This is a genomic window from Actinomadura rayongensis (genome assembly GCF_009831215.1).
Classification (GTDB): Bacteria; Actinomycetota; Actinomycetes; order Streptosporangiales; family Streptosporangiaceae; genus Spirillospora; species Spirillospora rayongensis.
The window spans coordinates 95,326-114,484 of sequence record NZ_WUTW01000003.1; the positions used below are offsets into that span (position 1 = coordinate 95,326).

At 73.5% G+C, this 19,159-nt stretch carries 14 protein-coding genes; all 14 read right to left on the reverse strand.

Going from position 1 to position 19,159, the window contains the following annotated elements; all coding sequences use genetic code 11:
- Positions 1-4: 4 nt before the first annotated feature.
- A complete protein-coding gene (locus GQ466_RS17365; protein ID WP_161104017.1) occupies positions 5-1,708 on the reverse strand; it encodes a TIGR03767 family metallophosphoesterase in 1,704 nt (567 codons plus the stop codon).
- Between the two features lie 57 nt (positions 1,709-1,765).
- On the reverse strand, positions 1,766-3,019 hold the full coding sequence (locus GQ466_RS17370; RefSeq protein WP_161104018.1) for a glutamate-5-semialdehyde dehydrogenase: 1,254 nt from the start codon (positions 3,017-3,019) through the stop codon (positions 1,766-1,768).
- A 34-nt stretch (positions 3,020-3,053) separates the two neighbouring features.
- The gene (proB, locus tag GQ466_RS17375) at positions 3,054-4,169 is read right to left on the reverse strand and encodes a glutamate 5-kinase (RefSeq protein ID WP_161104019.1); all 1,116 of its coding nucleotides are present in this window, start codon (positions 4,167-4,169) and stop codon (positions 3,054-3,056) included.
- Between the two features lie 28 nt (positions 4,170-4,197).
- Entirely contained in the window at positions 4,198-5,598 is a 1,401-nt protein-coding gene (obgE, locus tag GQ466_RS17380) for a GTPase ObgE (protein WP_161104020.1), read from the reverse strand.
- A 95-nt stretch (positions 5,599-5,693) separates the two neighbouring features.
- Positions 5,694-5,948 carry a 50S ribosomal protein L27 gene (gene rpmA, locus GQ466_RS17385; protein ID WP_161104021.1) on the reverse strand — a complete coding sequence of 85 codons (255 nt, stop codon included), beginning with the start codon at positions 5,946-5,948 and terminating at the stop codon, positions 5,694-5,696.
- 12 nt (positions 5,949-5,960) lie between these two features.
- Positions 5,961-6,272 carry a 50S ribosomal protein L21 gene (rplU, locus tag GQ466_RS17390; protein WP_161104022.1) on the reverse strand — a complete coding sequence of 104 codons (312 nt, stop codon included), beginning with the start codon at positions 6,270-6,272 and terminating at the stop codon, positions 5,961-5,963.
- A gap of 273 nt (positions 6,273-6,545) precedes the next feature.
- On the reverse strand, positions 6,546-9,668 hold the full coding sequence (locus tag GQ466_RS17395) for an Rne/Rng family ribonuclease (RefSeq protein WP_237418106.1): 3,123 nt from the start codon (positions 9,666-9,668) through the stop codon (positions 6,546-6,548).
- A 198-nt stretch (positions 9,669-9,866) separates the two neighbouring features.
- Complete coding sequence (locus GQ466_RS17400; RefSeq protein WP_161104023.1) at positions 9,867-10,712, reverse strand: TIGR03936 family radical SAM-associated protein; 846 nt, start codon at positions 10,710-10,712, stop codon at positions 9,867-9,869.
- Positions 10,713-10,898: 186 nt separating this feature from the next.
- Positions 10,899-12,821: a TIGR03960 family B12-binding radical SAM protein gene (locus tag GQ466_RS17405; protein WP_161104024.1), complete on the reverse strand. Its 1,923-nt coding sequence runs from the start codon at positions 12,819-12,821 to the stop codon at positions 10,899-10,901.
- 99 nt (positions 12,822-12,920) lie between these two features.
- The gene (gene rodA, locus GQ466_RS17410) at positions 12,921-14,102 is read right to left on the reverse strand and encodes a rod shape-determining protein RodA (protein ID WP_161104025.1); all 1,182 of its coding nucleotides are present in this window, start codon (positions 14,100-14,102) and stop codon (positions 12,921-12,923) included.
- Positions 14,099-16,177 (reverse strand): penicillin-binding protein 2, encoded by a 2,079-nt coding sequence (mrdA, locus tag GQ466_RS17415; RefSeq protein WP_161104026.1) that lies wholly within the window; start codon positions 16,175-16,177, stop codon positions 14,099-14,101. The genes rodA and mrdA overlap by 4 nt, the downstream gene beginning before the upstream one ends.
- Positions 16,174-16,773 (reverse strand): rod shape-determining protein MreD, encoded by a 600-nt coding sequence (gene mreD / locus GQ466_RS17420; protein ID WP_161104027.1) that lies wholly within the window; start codon positions 16,771-16,773, stop codon positions 16,174-16,176. The genes mrdA and mreD overlap by 4 nt, the downstream gene beginning before the upstream one ends.
- 2 nt (positions 16,774-16,775) lie before the next feature.
- Complete coding sequence (mreC, locus tag GQ466_RS17425) at positions 16,776-17,738, reverse strand: rod shape-determining protein MreC (RefSeq protein WP_161104028.1); 963 nt, start codon at positions 17,736-17,738, stop codon at positions 16,776-16,778.
- A gap of 192 nt (positions 17,739-17,930) precedes the next feature.
- On the reverse strand, positions 17,931-18,965 hold the full coding sequence (locus tag GQ466_RS17430) for a rod shape-determining protein (protein ID WP_161104029.1): 1,035 nt from the start codon (positions 18,963-18,965) through the stop codon (positions 17,931-17,933).
- Positions 18,966-19,159 lie beyond the last annotated feature (194 nt).

Consider the following 19,159-nt stretch of genomic DNA (forward strand, 5'->3'; position numbering starts at 1 on the left):
GCGGCTAGAAGGGGGCCGGGACGAGCAGCTCCACGTTCCGGTCCTCGACCCTGCCCCGGCGCGCGGCCGGTGCGTCCTGCCAGTCGTTGCCCGCGACCTGCCGCGACAGGGACGCCAGGTGCAGCGGGTCGCCGGTGCGTCCGCCGAACAGGTCCGGCGCGGCCGAGTCGAGGACGGTCGCGAAGATCGACAGCGTCCCGTCCCGGTTGTCGGCGATCTCCACGATCCGGCTCTGCTGCGGGAAGTCGACGTGCGAGGCCGTGTTGACCTCCCAGAACCCGCCGCCGCCCGCTCGCCGGTGCGCGATGACCTCGTTGCGGTGGGTGTGGCCGTTCACCCACAGGACGACGTTCGGGAACTGCAGCAGCAGCGCCTTCACCTGGTCGCCGAGGATCCGGCCGCCGCCGAGCGGGTTGTCCAGCGTGGCGATGGTGTGGTGGCTGAACAGCACGAACAGCCTGTCCTTGACGCGATGCCCGACCCGTTTCCCGGAGCCGTCCAGGTACCGCGAGCTGCCCGCCTTGAGTTGCGCCTCCAGCCAGGCGAACTGCGCGGCGTCCAGCGAGCCCTCGGCGTAACCGTTCGGGTTGACGGTGTCGAGGACGAGCCCGCGCACAAGACCCCGGTCGAAGGCGTAGTAGGCCGTCCCGTCGCGCAGGTTCGCGGCGGTGAACCCGTGCCCGCGCGGCCCGCCGGACGTCGTGAAGTGCTCCCGGACGACCTCCGCCCGCGACAGCAGCCGCCGCCGCGCGTCCGGCGTCACCGGGCGCAGCAACCCGCCGAGCGCGGGCAGCGCGGAAGGATCGGCGTCGGCCAGCGCGCGGGCGAGCCGGGCCGCCCGCTCCCCGCCCGCCGGGGCGTTGATCTTGAACCCGCCCGTGGCGAGCCCGCTGACCAGCGGGTTCGGCGGCAGGTTCCCCTGGACGAGCCCGTCATGGTTGCCGAACACCGCGAGCCACGGCGAGTCCAGCCCGGTCGCGCGGAACGGACGGCGCGCCGCGTCCAGCAGCCCGGGCACGCGCGGGAACCCGTGCTCGGCGAGCGCCACGTCCGCGCGGCCACCGGGCGGCGGCCCGTCGGGGTGCCAGAACCGGTCGTCGTACACGACGCGGTCCATCACGCCCTCGTACCGGGTGAGATCGCCCGAGTCGGGACGGATCGTCCGGCCGTCGAGCAGGTCGATGATCCAGCGCAGCTCGTTGTACTGGACGTTGTCGGCCGCGTCCCCGGTGTTGATCGTGAACGCGAGCGGCAGCCCGGTCGCCGGGCCGCGCCCGACCCGGTTCAGCGCCCGGACCATCGCCTCGGCGACGTGCGTCGTCAGCGTCTCCTGGGGCCGCCACGCGCCCTCGACCGGCAGGACGGACAGCAGGTCCTTGAACCGGTCGGCGAACTCCACCCGCGCCGGGGACTGCGCGTCGATGACGTGGACGTCCGTGAGCTGCCCGAACGCCACCAGCCCGGCGCGGCGGGCGGCGCGGTCGCGGGCGGCGGCGCCGCCGAGGTCCCGGCGGAGCAGGTGCGGCTCACCGGGACCGGCGACGATCCACCGGAACCGGCCGGAGCCGAGCAGCAGCGTGCGGTCGAGGGTCGTCCCGGCCGCCGGGCCGCGCAGCGCGGCGGACGCGGGACGCGCGGGCAGGACGAGTCCGGTGGACGCGAGGCCCGCGCCGAGCAGGACGCGGCGGCGGCTGATCTGAGGGCGCACCCCCGGATCAGACCACACCCGAACTGTTACAGCAAGACCCGATCTGTCACACGACGGCTACCGGACCTGCCCGTCCCCCGTCACGACGTACTTGGTGGACGTCAGCTCCGGCAGCCCCATCGGCCCCCGCGCGTGCAGCTTCTGCGTCGAGATGCCGATCTCCGCGCCGAACCCGAACTCCTCGCCGTCGGTGAACCGGGTCGAGGCGTTGACCATGACGGCCGCCGCGTCCACCCGCGCGGTGAAGCGCCGGGCGGCGGGCTGCGACGTCGTCACGATCGCCTCGGTGTGGCCCGAGCCGTGCCGGCGGATGTGCGCGACGGCGTCGTCCAGCGAGTCCACGACGCGGGCGGCGATGTCCAGCGACAGGTACTCGGTGTCCCAGTCGTCCTCGGTGGCCGGGACGACCGCGTCCCCGTACGCCCGCACGCGCTCGTCGCCGTGGACGGTCACGCCCTTCTCCGCCAGCGCCGCGAGCGCCACGGGCAGGAACGCGTCGGCGATGTCGGCGTGGACGAGCAGCGTCTCGGCCGCGTTGCACACCGACGGCCGCTGCGTCTTGGCGTTGAGCAGGATCTCCACGGCCGTCGCGACGTCGGCGGCGGCGTCCACGTACACCGAGCAGTTGCCGACGCCGGTCTCGATCACCGGGACCGTCGACTCCTCCACCACCGAGTTGATCAGCGACGCGCCGCCGCGCGGGATCAGCACGTCCACCAGGCCGCGCGCCCGCATCAGGTGCTTGACCGACTCGCGGCTCGTACCCGGGACGAGCTGCACCGCGTCCGCCGGAACCGGCGTCCCCGCCAGCGCCCGCCGCATGACCTCGACCAGCACCGAGTTCGACTCGTAGGCCGACGACGACCCGCGCAGCAGCGCCGCGTTCCCGCTCTTGAGGCAGAGCGCGGCGGCGTCGACGGTGACGTTCGGACGCCCCTCGTAGATGATCCCGACGACGCCGAGCGGCACCCGGATCTGCCGCAGGTCCAGCCCGTTCGGCAGCACGCTCCCCCGGACCGTCTCGCCGACCGGGTCGGGCAGCGCCGCGACGGCCCGCACCGCCTCGGCGATCGCCGCGATGCGCTCCGGTGTGAGGCTCAGCCGGTCGATCATGGACTCGGCGGTGCCCGCCCCGCGCGCCCGCGTGACGTCCACCGCGTTGGCCTTGACGATCTCGGCGGTCGCGGCCTCCAGGGCGTCGGCGACGGCGAGCAGCGCGGCGTCCTTCACCGCGCGGGTCAGCGGCGCCAGCTCCGCCGCCGCGTCCTTGGCCCGCCGCGCCGCGCGCTCGAAGTTCTCGCGCTCCGTCATACCGGCTCCTTCACGGTCGATCTCGGATAAGGGGTCAGCCGTCGGCGAGGACCACCATGCGGTCGCGGTGGATGATCTCGCGTTCGTACTCCGGGCCCAGCTCCCGGGAGAGCCAGCGGGTGGAACGTCCCATCAGGTCCGGGATCTCCCCCGCGTCGTAGTTCACCAGGCCGCGCGCGACGACGCGGCCCGCGTTGTCGCACAGGTCCACCGGGTCGCCCGCGGCGAAGTCGCCCTGGACGCCGGTGACCCCGGCGGGCAGCAGCGACTTGCGGCGGCGGACGACCGCGTCCACCGCGCCCGCGTCCAGCAGCACCCGCCCGTGCCCCGTCGTCGCGTGCGCCAACCACAGGTGGCGGCCCGACATCAGGCGCGGCGACTCGGGGTGGAAGTAGGTGCCGATCGGGTCGCCCGCGAGCGCCCGCGCGGCCGACGCCGCGTCCGTCAGCACGACCGGGACGCCCGCGATCCGCGCCGCCTCCACCTTCGTGATCATCCCGCCGGTGCCGACGCGGCCGGACGCGCCGAGTTCGACGCCGTCCAGGTCGGCCGGGCCGCGCACCTCGCCGATCCGCCGCGACCCGGGCTTGCGGGGGTCGCCGGTGTAGAGCGCGTCCACGTCCGACAGCAGCACGATCGCGTCCGCGCGGGTCAGGTGCGCGACCAGCGCGGCCAGCCGGTCGTTGTCGCCGAACCGGATCTCGTCGGTCGCGACCGTGTCGTTCTCGTTGACGATCGGGACGATCCCGAGCGCGAGGAGCTGCGCCAGCGTGCGCTGCGCGTTGCGGTGGTGCGAGCGGCGCATCATGTCGTCGGCGGTCAGCAGCACCTGCCCGACCGTCAGCCCGTGCCGCGCGAACGCCGCCGTGTACTGCGCGAACAGCAGGCCCTGCCCGACGCTCGCCGCCGCCTGCTGCGTCGCGAGGTCGCGCGGCCGGTTCGCCAGCCCGAGCGGCCCGAGGCCCGCCGCGATCGCCCCCGACGACACGAACACGATCTCGGTGCCCGCCGCGCGGCGCGCCGCGAGGACGTCCACCAGCGCGTCGATGCGCGCCACGTCGATCGTCCCGGCGTGGGTCGTCAGCGACGACGACCCGGCCTTCACGACGAGGCGGCGCGCCTTCTCGATCTCTGCACGACGACTGCTCACGGTCGTTACCTCGGGGGTTCGGGGGCGGTCAGCGACGTCCGTCCAGTCTCCGGTCCGTGCCGCGCGGGCCGGCCACGCCGTCGCCCGCCGCGATCTCCGGCTCCCAGTCGAAGACGACCGCGTCGTCGGGGGTGCCGATGAGGACGGTCGCGCCCGCCGCCGCGCCCGCCTCGGCCAGCGCCTCCTCGACGCCGAGCCGGGCCAGCCGGTCGGCGAGGTAGCCGACGGCCTCGTCGTTGGCGAAGTCGGTCTGGCGCAGCCACCGGACGGGCTTGTCGCCGGTGATGAGGTAGGTGTTGTCGCCCATCTCCTTGACCGCGAAGTCCGTCTTGCCCTGCACCGGCGTCGGCCGCAGGACGATCCGCGTCGGCTCGGCGGGCGGCAGCGACGCCCGGTACGCCCCGACCATCTCGGCCATCGCGAACGTCAGCTCGCGCAGGCCCTCGTGGCTCGCCGCCGACACCTCGAACACCGTCAGGCCGCGCTTCTCGAACTCGGGCCGGACCATCTCGGCGATCTCGCGGGCGTCCGGGACGTCCACCTTGTTCAGCACGACCAGCCGGGGCCGGTCCGACAGCGGACGGTCGCCGAGCGCCCGGTCGTAGGCGCGCAGTTCCTGCTCGATGACCTCGAAGTCGGCGACGGGGTCGCGGCCCGGCTCGGGGGTCGCGCAGTCCAGGACGTGGACGAGCGTGGACGACCGCTCGATGTGCCGCAGGAATTCGAGGCCCAGCCCGCGTCCCTCGCTCGCGCCCTCGATCAGGCCCGGCACGTCGGCGACCGTGAACGTCGTGTCGCCCGCGCTCACCACCCCGAGGTTCGGGACGAGCGTCGTGAACGGATAGTCGGCGATCTTCGGCTTGGCCGCCGACAGCGCCGCGATCAGCGACGACTTGCCCGCGCTCGGGAAGCCGACCAGCGCGACGTCCGCGACGCTTTTCAGCTCCAGCACGATGTCGCGCTCGTCGCCGGGCTCGCCGAGCAGCGCGAACCCCGGCGCCTTGCGCTTGGCCGACGCCAGCGCCGCGTTGCCGAGCCCGCCCCGGCCGCCCTCGGCGACGACGTACCGCGTCCCCTCGCCCACCAGGTCGGCGAGGACCTCGCCGTCGGGGGACTTGACGACCGTGCCGTCCGGGACGGTGAGCACCACGTCGTCGCCGTCGGCGCCGGTCCGGTGCCCGCCCTGCCCCTGCCGCCCGCTCGGGGCGCGGCGGTGCGGACGGCGGTGGTACTCCAGCAGGCTCGCCGCGCCGCTGTCCACCTCCAGGATGACGTCCCCGCCCCGGCCGCCGTTGGCGCCGTCCGGGCCGCCGAGCGGCTTGAACTTCTCGCGGTGGACCGACGCGCAGCCGTTGCCGCCGTTCCCCGCCACGACGTGCAGGACCACGCGGTCCACGAACTGCGCGCCCGACCCGGCACCCGCTGCCACGGCCCCTCCTCGGCATCGTTTCGCTCCGCCGTCAGACAGAGCGAGGGGCGGACCGTACGGTCCGCCCCTCGAAAAAGCCTTCTCGGCCCGCGGACTTATTCCGCCGGGACGATGCTCACGGCGTTACGGCCACGGTAGCGCCCGAACTGCACAGCGCCCGCGACCAGCGCGAACAATGTGTCGTCGCCGCCACGGCCCACACCCGGTCCGGGGTGGAAGTGGGTGCCGCGCTGCCGGACGATGATCTCGCCGGCGTTGACCACCTGGCCGCCGAAGCGCTTGACACCGAGCCGCTGGGCGTTGGAGTCACGACCGTTCCGGCTGGACGATGCGCCCTTCTTGTGTGCCATTGCCCCGCTCCCTTACTTCCCGGAGATACCGGTGATCTTGATCTCGGTGTACGGCTGGCGGTGACCCATCCGCCGCTTGTACCCGGTCTTGTTCCGGTAGTGCATGATGTTGATCTTCGGGCCCTTGACGGCGCCGACGATCTCGGCGGTCACCTCGTACCCGGCCAGGTCGGCGGCCTTGCTGACGACGTTGTCGCCGTCGACGACCAGCAGCGCCGGAAGGGTCAGCGAGTCACCCGGCTCGCCGGTCAGCTTGTCGACGGTGAGAACGTCGCCCTCGGCGACCTTCTCCTGCCTGCCGCCTGCGCGGACAATCGCGTACACCGCGGAAACCTCTCGTCTGCGCGCGCTTCCGGACTGAACCGGTCCCACGCGTGGTCGAAACCAGCCCTCGGACGAGGACCTACCCCCGGATCGCGCCGAGGGCGGCACACCGGTGGAGGAATCCACCGGCGCTCTGTGCAGGACCCGCCGCGGCGGCGGCGGGGACGCGCCCGGAGATTCCGGGCGGTCGCAGGCGCGCCGACGGCGCGCCGACATTTGAGAATACCGGATCGCGGGGCCCGAACGCGAACCGCGTCCGGGCCCCGCGGACGGCTACTCGGCGGGCTCGTCCTTCTTCGTCCGGCGGGTGCGCCGACGGCGGCCCGCCGTCGCGGCCGGGGCGTCGGCCTCGGCGTCCACCGGCTCGTCGGCGGTCAGCGCGCCCGGCGCCGTCGTGGCCGACTCGGCGGCGGCCTCGGCGGCCTCCACCACGGCCTGCGGGTCGGACTCGTCGGTGTCGTCGTCGTCCTCGGCCCGCGCCGCCTCCTGGCGGGCGAGCTTGTCCTCGACGGCCTTCTCCACGTCGCCCTTGCGCTTGCGGCGCCGTCCGGTCTCCTTGCCGCCGTTCTGCGCCTTGGCGTCCTTGGACTCCACCGGCGTGAGCTGCACGTGGATCCCGCGCCCGTTGCAGCACTCGCAGGTCTCCGAGAACGCCTCCAGCAGCCCCTGCCCGACCCGCTTGCGCGTCATCTGGACGAGGCCGAGCGACGTCACCTCGGCGACCTGGTGCTTGGTGCGGTCCCGCGACAGGCACTCCACGAGGCGCCGCAGGACGAGGTCCCGGTTGCTCTCCAGCACCATGTCGATGAAGTCGACCACGATGATGCCGCCGATGTCGCGCAGCCGGAGCTGGCGGACGATCTCCTCGGCCGCCTCCAGGTTGTTGCGGGTGACCGTCTCCTCCAGGTTCCCGCCCTGGCCGGTGAACTTGCCGGTGTTGACGTCGATGACCGTCATCGCCTCGGTGCGGTCGATGACCAGCGAACCGCCGCTCGGCAGCCACACCTTGCGCTCCAGCGCCTTGGCGATCTGCTCGTCCACGCGGTAGGCCGCGAACGCGTCCTGGCCGCCCTCCCAGCGCTCCACCCGGTCCTCCAGGTGCGGCGCGACGTAGTGGACGTACTCCGACACGGTGTCCCACGCGCCGTCGCCCGCGACGACCAGCTTGGCGAAGTCCTCGTTGAAGATGTCGCGGATGACGCGGACGGTCAGGTCCGGCTCGCCGTGCAGCAGCGACGGCGCCGACGCCGTCTTCTGCTGCTTGCGGATGTTCTCCCACTGCGCCGACAGCCGCGCGACGTCCCGCGCCAGCTCCTCCTCGGTGGCGCCCTCGGCGGCCGTCCGGACGATCACCCCGGCGTGCTCGGGCATGATCTTCTTGAGGATCTGCTTGAGGCGGGCGCGCTCCTTGTCGGGCAGCTTGCGGCTGATGCCCGTCATCGAGCCGTCCGGCACGTACACGAGGTAGCGGCCGGGCAGCGAGACCTGGCTGGTCAGCCGGGCGCCCTTGTGGCCCAGCGGGTCCTTGGTGACCTGCACCAGCACCGACTGGCCCGACTTCAGCGCGACCTCGATGCGGCGCGGCTGGCCCTCCAGCCCGGACGCGTCCCAGTTGACCTCGCCCGCGTACAGGACGGCGTTGCGGCCCTTGCCGATGTCGACGAACGCCGCCTCCATCGACGGCAGCACGTTCTGCACCTTGCCGAGGTACACGTTGCCGACGTAGGACTGGTTGGTGGCGCGGTTGACGTAGTGCTCGACGAGGACGCCGTCCTCCAGCACCGCGATCTGCGTCCGCTCGCCCTCCTGGCGGACGACCATCGTCCGCTCCACCGACTCGCGGCGCGCCAGGAACTCCGCCTCGGTGATCACCGGCGGGCGGCGACGGCCCTGCTCGCGGCCCTCGCGGCGGCGCTGCTTCTTGGCCTCCAGCCGGGTGGAGCCCCGGACGGACTGGACCTCGTCCTCGACCGCCCGCGCCTCCCGGACGTGGACGACGGTGTTCGGCTCGTCGGCCGCGACCGCGTCCTCGGCGCCCGCGCGGCGGCGGCGCCGACGGCGCCGGCGGCTGCCGGTGCCCTCGCCGTCGCCCTGCTCGTCGTCCTCGGCCTCGGCCTCGGCGGCGGGCGCGGCGGCCTCCTTCTTGGGCTCCTTCTTCGCCTTCTCGGGCGCGGGCTGCTCGGCCTCGGCCGGCTCCTCGGCGCCCTCGTCGGCGGCGCCGTCCTTGCCGCTCTTGCCCCGGCCCCGGCCGCCCCGGCGGCGCCGGCGGCGGCCCGACCGCTCGGCGGACTCGTCGTCCTCGGCGGCCTCGTCGGCGACGGGCTCGGCGGCCTCCTCGACGACGGCGGCCTCGCGCTCGGGGCGCGGCGTGGACGCGGTCGGCTGCGGCGGCTGGAACACGACCATCGGCGGCTGGAACGTCACCGAAGGAATCCCGGCGGGGACGCCGGTCTCGCCCTCCTCGGTGTCCGGCTCGGCGGGCGTGCCGTCGGCGGGCGCGGTGACGGGCGCGGCCGGCGCGGGCGCGGTGTCCTCGGCGGGCGGCTCGGGCGGCGGCCCGGCGGGCGCGACGGCCCGGCGCCGCGACCGCGTCCGCGCGGGCTTCTCGGCCTGCGGCTCCGGCGCGGTTTCGGCGGCGGGCTCGGCCTCGGTCTCGGCGGACGCCGCGACGGTCTCGACGGCGGGCGCGGCGGCAGCGGTGCGACGCCGCGTCCGCGAACGCGCGGCGGGCTTCTCGCCGACGCTCTCCGCGTCGGACTCGCCGGCGGCGGCGTCGCCGACGCCCTCGGCCGCGGCCCCGGCGGCAGCCTCGTCGCCGCCTTCGGGCGCGGCCCCGGCGGCGGCGCCCCGGGCGGCTCCGCGCGAACGCCCGGCGCCGCGAGCGCCCTCAGGCGCGGACCCGGCGGTCCCGGCGGCGCGAGCGCCCTCGGGTGCGGATCCGGCGGTGCGAGCGCCCTCGGGTGCGGATCCGGCGGCGGCGTCGTCGGCGCTCTCGGACGCGGTGGGCTCCGGCGTGGTCGTGGCGGTCCGGGCGGCGCCGCGGGCGCGCGTGGCCTTGCGGCCGGTGGGCGCGGTCTCGGGCGCGGCCTCGGTCGGGGTGGCGGACACCGTGGCGGACGCGGCGCCGGACACGAGTGCGGCGGTGTCGCCGGTGGGCTCGTCGGCGGGCTCGACCGGCACGACCTTCTTGCGCGTGCGCGTCGTCCGCGTGACCTTCGGCTTGCGGACCGGCGCGGGCGGCGCGGTCTCCAGGGCCGGCACGACGGGCGCGGCGGCCTCCTCGACCTCCGGCGGCGGGCCCGCGGGCCGGCTCGCGGCGCGGCGTGTCGTGCGCGCGGGCTTCTTCACCTGTGCGGTGCCGCCGGCCGTGGCCGATTCGGCTTCGTTCTCAAGCATCCGGGCAATCTCCCGTCAGGTTCCCGGGCGCGACCGCCGTCCCGCCGGTCGGGGCGGGAACGTGCGGTGCGCCGCGCGGGAACTCTCCTCAGTTCTCGGTGCCGGTGCGCCCGGACGGTCGTCCGGGCACGCCGACGAAGTCGTCGGGGGTGCGCCCGCCCGCAGAACACGGGCCCGTGCCGGGAACGGCACGGTCCCCTAGGGGTGGGCGCCGGCGGCATCCACGCCCACGGCCGGCGGACGAAGGGCAGGCACGGCCGCCGTACCGGCACCATCGCCGGTCGGCTGCGCGGTCTCCCGATCGGGTCCGAGCGGATCCGTGAGGCCACCGGTGGCCGCGTCCAGAGGCCCCTGCGCCAGCCTGGTCACCAGCGGTGGTGACGGCGGCGCGAGGTCGGCGATCTGGCGCAGTCCGGTGAGGATGTCGTCGGGTCGTACGGCAGGAGTGGTATGCCGGACAACCATGCGAAGTATCGCACAAGGGGCATCCGCCGCCTCCGAGGCACGCCGGTCCACTTCGCAGCGGGACACGGCGGGCCGCGTGTCGAAACGGCGGCGACCCTTCTTGGTGAGGCGTTCGACCTCGACCGCCTCGGCGGCCAGGAACGCCGCCACGGCGGCGGCGGCCTCGTCGGGCGCGATCCCGTCCAGCCGGACGCGCCACTCCGACGCCTCCAGCCGGTCGGCCAGGGCGCTCGCCCGGCCGGACCCCGGCGGCACGGCCACGACGTCGACGACGTCCAGCCCGCCGGGCAGGGCCGTGTCGAGTTCGCGCCGGACCCGCTCGGGGTCGCGCGGCTCGGTGAGCCCGAGTTCGAGGTACTCCGCCTCGCTGGCCACCCCGGTGGCCGCCGCACCCGCGTAGGAAATCTTCGGGTGCGGGGTGAATCCCGCGCTGTACGCGACCGGGATCCCGGCGCGCCGGACGGCGCGTTCCACGGCCCGGGATATGTCGCGGTGGCTCGTGAAGCGCAGCCTGCCCCGCTTGGCGTAGCGGACCCGCAGGCGCTGGATCACGGGGGCCGGTGCGGGACCCTCCGGCATGGGTGCCAGGGCTGTCGTCCTTCCTACTGTCGTCGCGAGTCGTCGGCGCCCGCCCGTGCGGACGGACGCTCTACCCAACAGAATACGGCGCCGCGACAGCCCCTCGACCGCCGCGCCGCACCAGAAGATCGTCTTCGCTGCGCAAACCCTTGTGCGGCAAGGGCTTCCGGCGTTTCTTCCGATTCGTCAGACGACGTTCAGCGGGAGCAGTTTGCGCCCGGTCGGGCCGATCTGGATCTCGGTGCCCATCGTGGGGCAGACGCCGCAGTCGTAGCAGGGCGTCCAGCGGCAGTCCTCGACCTCGGTCTCTTCGACCGCGTCCCGCCAGTCCTGCCAGAGCCATTCGCGGTCGAGCCCGGCGTCGAGGTGGTCCCAGGGCAGGACCTCGACCTCGTCGCGCTCGCGGACGGTGTACCAGTCGACGTCCACGGGCTCGTCGGCGAGGGCCTTCTCGGCGGCCGTCAGCCAGCGCTCGAAGGAGAAGTGCTCGCTCCAGCCGTCGAACCGGCCGCCGTCCTCCCACACCGCGCGGATCACGCGGCCGACGCGGCGGTCGCCGCGCGACAACAGGCCCTCGATCACCGACGGCTTCCCGTCGTGGTAGCGCAGGCCGATGGCGCGGCCGTACTCGCGGTCGCCGCGCAGGGCGTCCTTGAGCGCGCGCAGGCGGCGGTCGACGGTCTCGTGGTCGCACTGCGCGGCCCACTGGAACGGCGTGTGCGGCTTCGGGACGAACCCGCCGATCGACACCGTGCAGCGGATGTCGCGGCGGCCGGTGGCCTCGCGGCCCGCCTGGATGACGCGGCGGGCCATGTCGGCGATCGCGAGGACGTCGGCGTCCTCCTCGGTGGGCAGGCCGCACATGAAGTAGAGCTTGACCTGCCGCCAGCCGTTCTCGTACGCGGTCGTGACGGTGCGGATGAGGTCGTCCTCGGACACCATCTTGTTGATGACGCGGCGCATCCGCTCCGAGCCGCCCTCGGGCGCGAACGTCAGGCCCGAGCGGCGCCCGCCGCGCGAGAACTCGCCCGCGAGCGTGACGTTGAAGGCGTCCACGCGGGTGGACGGCAGCGACAGCGAGGTGTTGGTGCCCTCGTAGCGGTCGGCGAGGCCCTTGGCGACGTCGGCGATCTCGCTGTGGTCGGCGCTGGACAGGCTGAGCAGCCCGACCTCCTCGAAGCCGGACGCCTTCAGCCCGTTCTCGACCATGTCGCCGATCGTGGTGATCGACCGCTCGCGGACCGGACGGGTGATCATCCCGGCCTGACAGAACCGGCAGCCGCGCGTGCAGCCGCGGAAGATCTCCACGCTGAACCGCTCGTGGACGGTCTCGGCCAGCGGCACCAGCGGCTTCTTCGGGTACGGCCACTGGTCCAGGTCCATGACGGTGTGCTTGGCGACCCGCCACGGAACACCGTTCCGGTTCGGCGCGACGCGCTGGATCCGGCCGTCGGGCAGGTACTCGACGTCGTAGAACTTCGGCACGTAGACGCCGCCGGTGCGGGCGAGGCGCAGCAGGACCTCGTCGCGTCCGCCGGGCTCGCCCTCGTCCTTCCACTCGCGGATCAGCTCGGTGATCGCCAGCGCGATCTCCTCGCCGTCGCCGAGGACGGCCGCGTCGACGAAGTCCGCGATGGGCTCGGGGTTGAACGCGGCGTGCCCGCCGGCGAGGACGATCGGGTGCCCGTCGGCGCGGTCGGCGGCGTCCAGCGGGATCCCGGCGAGGTCCAGCGCGGTGAGCAGGTTGGTGTAGCCGAGTTCGGTGGAGAACGAGACGCCGAGGACGTCGAACGCCGCGACGGGCCGGTGCCCGTCGACGGTGAACTGCGGGATGCCGTGCTCCCGCATGATCGCTTCCATGTCGGGCCACACCGAGTACGTGCGCTCGGCGAGGACGCCGTCGCGCTCGTTGAGGATCTCGTAGAGGATCTGGACGCCCTGGTTGGGCAGGCCGACCTCGTAGGCGTCGGGGTACATCAGCGCCCACCGGACGCGGGCGGCGTCCCAGTCCTTGACCTCGGAGTTCAGCTCACCGCCGACGTACTGAATCGGCTTCTGCACCCGCGGGAGCAGCGGCTCCAGCCGTGGGAAGAGCGACTCGACGGGCATGGCGGCGGCCTCCGGAAGCGAAAGGGGACAGAGGGACAGGCTACCCGCACAGCCGGGAGGTCGGTCGGGGTTGGTTGGTCGGGGTAGACACTGCACAACTCAATCGAACGTGCGGCGGCGCAGGTGGACGGCCTGGAGCAGCCCGAGCGCGATGAAGTTGGCGAACGTCGCCGATCCGCCGTAGGAGACGAACGGCAGCGGCAGCCCGGTGATCGGCATGATCCCGAGGGTCATCCCGATGTTCTCGAACGCCTGGAACGCCAGCCAGCACACGACGCCGGTGGCGACGAGCGTCCCGAACAGGTCGGCGGCCTGGCTGGCGGTGCGCAGCCCGCGCCACAGGATGACGCCGAGCAGCGCGACGATCAGCGCGCCGCCGAGGAACCCCAGCTCCTCGCCCGCGACGGTGAAGATGAAGTCGGTCTGCTGCTCGGGGACGAAGTGGCCGAGCGTCTGCTGCCCGTGGAACAGCCCGCGTCCGGTGACGCCCCCGGACCCGACCGCGATCCGCGCCTGCTGCGCGTTGTACCCGGCGCCGGCGGGGTCGGCGGACGGGTCCAGGAACGCGGTGAACCGGGCGATCTGGTACGCCTTGAGCAGCCCGAAGAACCAGACGCCGAACCCGCCCGCGAGGCCGATCCCGACGAGCCCGGCCATCCACCGCTTGCGCGCGCCCGACACCGCGAGCATCCCGAGGACGACGGCGGCGAACACCAGCGTCGTCCCGAGGTCGGGCTGGAGCATGATCAGTGCGGCGGGCACCCCGGCCAACGCGAGCGCCATGAGGATGTCGCGGCGGCCGGGCCCGACCTCGCCGTCGCGCGGCTCGCCGAGGATCATCGCGAGCAGCACGACCAGCCCGACCTTGGCGAACTCCGACGGCTGCACCTGGAACCCGCCGCCGATGATGATCCACGAGTGCGAGCCGTTGACGGTCGAGCCGAGCGGCGTGATCACCGCGAGCAGCCCGAGGCACGCCAGCCCGTACAGGATCGGGACGTACGCGCGCAGCAGCCGGTAGTCCAGCACGGTGAACAGCGCGCACAGGCCGACGCCGATGACGAGGTTCAGCAGGTGCCGGTCCAGGAACGAGTTCGGGTCGCGGCCCTGGTCGAGCAGCAGCCGGTGCGTCGCGGACCGGACGAGCAGCGCCCCGAGCACCGACAGCGCCGCGACCGACAGGAACATCGTCCAGTCCAGGCGGCGCAGCGCGGACGCGCGGCGGCGCCACAGCGCGGGGTCGCGGCGGGTGCCGAGCGGCGCGGACCGGGCGGCGGTCACGGGGCCTTCCCGGCGCCGTCGTCGGCGGGCTTGGGCAGGACGTTCGGGAGCTGCCCGTTCACCAGCGCGGGCTTCTGGCCGTTCAGCCCGTACATGGCCTCCCAGATCCGCCGCACGGCGGGCGCGGACGTCTCGGCGCCCGTCCCGCCCTGCGAGGTCATGACCACGACGACGAACCGCGGGTTCTGCACCGGCGCGAACGAGGCGAACCAGGACGTGTCATCGTGGCCGTAGACCTCGGCGGTGCCGGTCTTGCCCGCGACGGCGAGCTTCTTGTCGTCGAACCCGCCGAACGCCCCGGCGGCCGTGCCGGACTTCACCACGCCCGCGAGCCCGCCCCGGATGTAGGACAGGACGTTCTTGGACACCGGCAGCTTCGGCGCGGGCGGCACGGCGACCTGCTCGACGCGGGTGCCGTCCGGCCGGACGATGGACGTGGCGACGCGCGGCACGACGAGCGTCCCGCCGTTGGCGACGGCCGCGTACGCGCGCGCGACCTGCAGCGGCGTGGCGAGCACGTCGCCCTGCCCGACCGACAGGTTCGCGGCGTCGCCCGCGCGCCAGGCGTAGCCCTGCGCGCAGTTCTCCGCCGCGATGGCCTTGAGGTAGGCGGCGCGGGCCGGGTCGGTCCTGGCGATCTCGGGGTAGCCCTGCTTGGCGCCCTTGCAGTCGGCCGTCTTGGTGGCGTCCCAGTACGCCTTCTTCCAGGACCGGTCGGGGATGCGCCCGGTCGCCTCGCTCGGCAGGTCCACGCCGGTGCGGGAGCCGAACCCGTAGTCGCGGGCCATCGCGACCATCGGGTCGGCCGGGTGCTTCTTCGGCCGGGTGCCGCCGTCGCGGAGCCACTGCTCGTAGGCGAACTTGTAGAAGATCGTGTCGCAGGAGACGACGAGCGCCTGGTGCAGGTTCATGTCCCCGTGCGACTCGCCCTCGAAGTTGGTGAAGGCGCGGCTGCCGACCTTGTAGGAGCCGGGGCACGGGTAGGTGCCGTTCAGCGGGTAGCCGCTGTTCACGGCGGCGGCCACCGAGGAGATCTTGAACGTCGAGCCGGGCGCGTACTGGCCCTGGATGGCGCGGGAGACGAGCGGCTGCCCCTCCTTCTTGCCGAGCAGCGCCTCGTACTGCCGCTGGGAGATGCCGCCGGTCCAGATGCTCGGGTCGTAGGTGGGGTAGCTGGCGAGCGCGGCGATGTGGCCGTTGGTGACGTCCATGACGACGGCCGCCGCCGCGTCCGCCTTGCGGCCGTGCGCGCGGGCGCTCTGCACGGCTTCGGCCAGCGACTTCTCCGCCGCCGCCTGGATCCTGGAGTTGATGCTGGTGACGATGTTCGCGCCCGGCACCGGCGCCTTCTCCTTCGCGGTGCCGGTGACGCGGCCCTGGCTGTCCACGAGGACCGTCCGCTCGCCGGGGACGCCGCGCAGCTGCTCGTCGTAGGTGGCCTCCAGGCCGTCGCGCCCGATGAGGTCGGCGCCCGCGTACCCGGTGACCTTGAGGTTCTTCTGCCGGTCCAGCTCGGCCTGGGTGATCGGCTGGAGGTAGCCGAGGACCTGCGCGGCGCCCGCGCCCGACGGCCGCGGATACTCCCGGACGGCCTGCATCTCGGCGGTGACGCCCGGGAAGTCCTCTTGGCGCTCCACGATCTGCAGGGCGCGCTTGTCGTTGACGCGGTCGTCCACCGGGATCGGCTGGTACGGCGAGCCGGGCCAGCACGGACGCGGCGTCACCGGCCCGCAGAGCCGGATCCGCATCTCCAGCGCCTGCCGCGTCGTGCCGAGCACGGTCGCGAGGCGGGTCAGGACGGCGGCGCCGCGGTCCTTCTGGCGCATCAGCGTCGTCCGGTCGACGGAGACGACGAGCGCGGTGCGGTTGCGGACGAGCGGGCGCCCGGTGTCGTCCAGGATCATGCCGCGCACGGCGGGCACCACGATGTCGCGGGTGCGGTTGTCGGCGGCGACCTGCTGGTAGTGCTCGCCCTGGAGCACCTGCATCGTCCACAGGCGGCTGACGAGCGTCAGCAGCAGCGCTCCGACGACCACGTACAGGACGACGAGGCGGAAGTGCGTCCGGGAGCTCACAGCCCGGTCCCCCGGCCCGACATCGCGCGGTACTTGGCGGCGGGCAGCGCGAACCGGTCGCGGGACGCGCGGTCGGCGCGTTCGTAGCGGCGGGTCACGCGCAGCACGGCCCACACGACGAACGGGCTGGCGACGACGTCGTAGAACACCTGGAGCGGGACCATGCGCGCGACGATCGTCCAGCTCGCGCGCGGGTCGCCGAGCAGCGCGCCGGTGAGCGCGTACACGGTCGTCCCGGCGAGCGCGCCGACGGCGACGGCGAGGAACGGCACGACGGACTTGCGGTCCATCTCGGCCGACGCCATGCCGCAGACGTAGCCGATGATGCAGTACACGAGCGCGTACCGGCCGATCGTGTGGTCGGCGGGCGGGATGATGTCGGCGGCCAGGCCCGCGCAGAACCCGACGACGACGCCGGTCAGCGACCCGTTCACGAGGGCGAGCGCGACGACCGTCAGCAGCACCAGGTCGGGCGTGACGGCGCCCGGCAGCGGCAGCCGGTTGGCGACCGACACCTGCAGAACGAGCGCGACGACGAGGACCAGCGCGGCCGTGAGATGACGGCCCGCCGGAGTCGGCTCGGGTGCGTTCAGCAAGGTCAGCCCTCCCTCTTGCGCTTGGCTTTCACGGTCTTCTTGTGCGGCGAGGGGGAGACGGACGGCGACGGGGACGGCGGCGGCGCCGGACGCGGCGGCAGCACGGCGTCGCGCGGGTCGGACTTGGGCGGCGCGACGACGACCGCGACGACGTCCAGGCTGGTGAACCGCGCGAACGGCCGGACGTAGGCGGTGCGGCTCAGCCCGCCCTCGGGACGGTCGATGCGCTCCACGACCCCGATCGGGACGCCCGGCACGTACGGCGAGTCGCCCTGCGAGCCGAGCGTGACGAGCCGCTGCCCGACCTTCAGCGTCGCGTTGGCGTTGAGGAGCTGGAACTTCATCGGCGTGCCGCCGCCGTCGCCGAGGCCGCGCCGGCCTCGTCCGGTGACGATCCCGATCTCCTTGGTGTCCTCCAGCCGCGCGCCGACCGAGGACGCCGCGTCGGTCGCGAGCAGGACGGTCGCGGTGGCGGGCCCGACGCGGGTGACGCGGCCGACGAGGCCGTCCGCGCTCATCACCGTCATGTCCCGGCGGACGCCGCTGCTGCTGCCGACGTCGAGCGTGACGGTGTCCTCGAAGCCCTGGCCCGCCGAGATGACCTGCGCCGCGACGATCTTGTAGCCGCCGATCCCGGCGGTGCCGAGCAGCCGGTCGAGCTGGCGGGCGCGGCCGGCGTCGATGGCGCCCGCGCGGATCTGCTCGCGCAGCCGCTGGTTCTCGCGCTCCAGCTTCTCGGCGCGGCGCCGCTGGTCGGGCGCGTCGGTGATCGCGTCGAAGGTGTTGCCGACGGGCCGGACCACGGCGGCCGACGCGCGCTCGACCGGCCCGAACACGGCCGCGCCGACATCGCGCAGGCCGCGCAGCGGCGAGTTCTCCCCGCCCCGGTAGTCGACCGTGATCAGCACGAGGGCCGCGACGATCAGCACGCCGAGGACCGACCGGGTCCGCCGGGTGTCGTTCACCGACCGTCCTCCCGTTGTCTCGGCTGTCCCACTGTTATCCCACTGTTGCCTGACCGCTGGAGACACGACATGCCGGGACAGCCTCGCATGCATGAAACGGCCGGGCGGCCCGGTCCGCGTTGCTCTCTTTCCCGGCCCGCCGGGTCCCCGAACCGAAACGGGCGAATCGGACGTTAATTCCGTCCGGGCAGGTCAGTGACGCGGCTCGGGGACCAGCACCTGCCGCAGGGACTCGAAGTCCTCCACGCACTTGCCGGTGCCGAGGACGACCGAGTCCAGCGGGTTGTCCACGAGGTGGATCGGCATGCCGGTCTCCTCGCGCAGCCGCTCGTCCAGGTTCTTGAGCAGCGCGCCGCCGCCGGTGAGCGCGATCCCCCGGTCCATGATGTCGCCGGACAACTCCGGCGGGCACTTGTCCAGGGTGGTCTTCACCGCGTCCACGATCGAGTTGACCGGCTCCTCGATCGCGCGGCGGACCTCTTCGGACGAGATCACGACGGTCTTCGGCAGCCCGCTGACCAGGTCGCGGCCCCGGATCTCGGCGTGCGGCTCGTCCTCGCCGCCGGGATAGGCCGACCCGATCGCCATCTTGATCTCCTCGGCGGTGCGCTCCCCGAGCATCAGGGAGTACTCCTTCTTGGAGAACGAGATGACGGCCTGGTCCAGCTCGTCGCCGCCGACGCGCACCGACTGGCTCGTCACGATGCCGCCGAGCGAGATGATCGCGACCTCGGTGGTGCCGCCGCCGATGTCCACGACCATGTTGCCGGTCGGCTCGTAGACCGGCAGGCCCGCGCCGATCGCGGCGGCCATCGGCTCCTCGATGATGTAGACCCGCCGCGCGCCCGCCTGGTAGCCGGCCTCCTTCACCGCGCGCTGCTCGACGCCGGTGATCCCGCTCGGGACCGCGACGACGATGCGCGGCTTGGCGAAGTGGCGCCGCTTGTGGACCTTCTGGATGAAATAGCGCAGCATCCGCTCGGTGACGTCGAAGTCGGCGATGACGCCGTCCTTCAGCGGACGGACGGCGACGATGTTGCCGGGCGTGCGGCCGATCATCCGCTTGGCCTCGATCCCCACCGCGACGATCTTGCCGTTGTTGGTGTTGATCGCGACGACGGAGGGTTCGTTCAGGACGATGCCGCGTCCGCGGACGTAGACGAGCGTGTTCGCGGTGCCAAGGTCGACCGCCATGTCACGGCCGAGAAACGACAACTTGTTACCCATGAAGAAAGGGAGCCCTTCATGTCGGCGGGCGTGCGGAGCGGCACCCCCTATCGTAACGTGCCACGCGCGGCCGGGTCAGCCGCCCATTCGGTGCGTCGCGCCCAAAAAACCGGCGTTGACCTGGGATCGCCGGAGTAAAACAGACGCGGGCCGGACGGATCCGGCCCGCGTGTGTCGGTCGCGGCGGGGTGCGC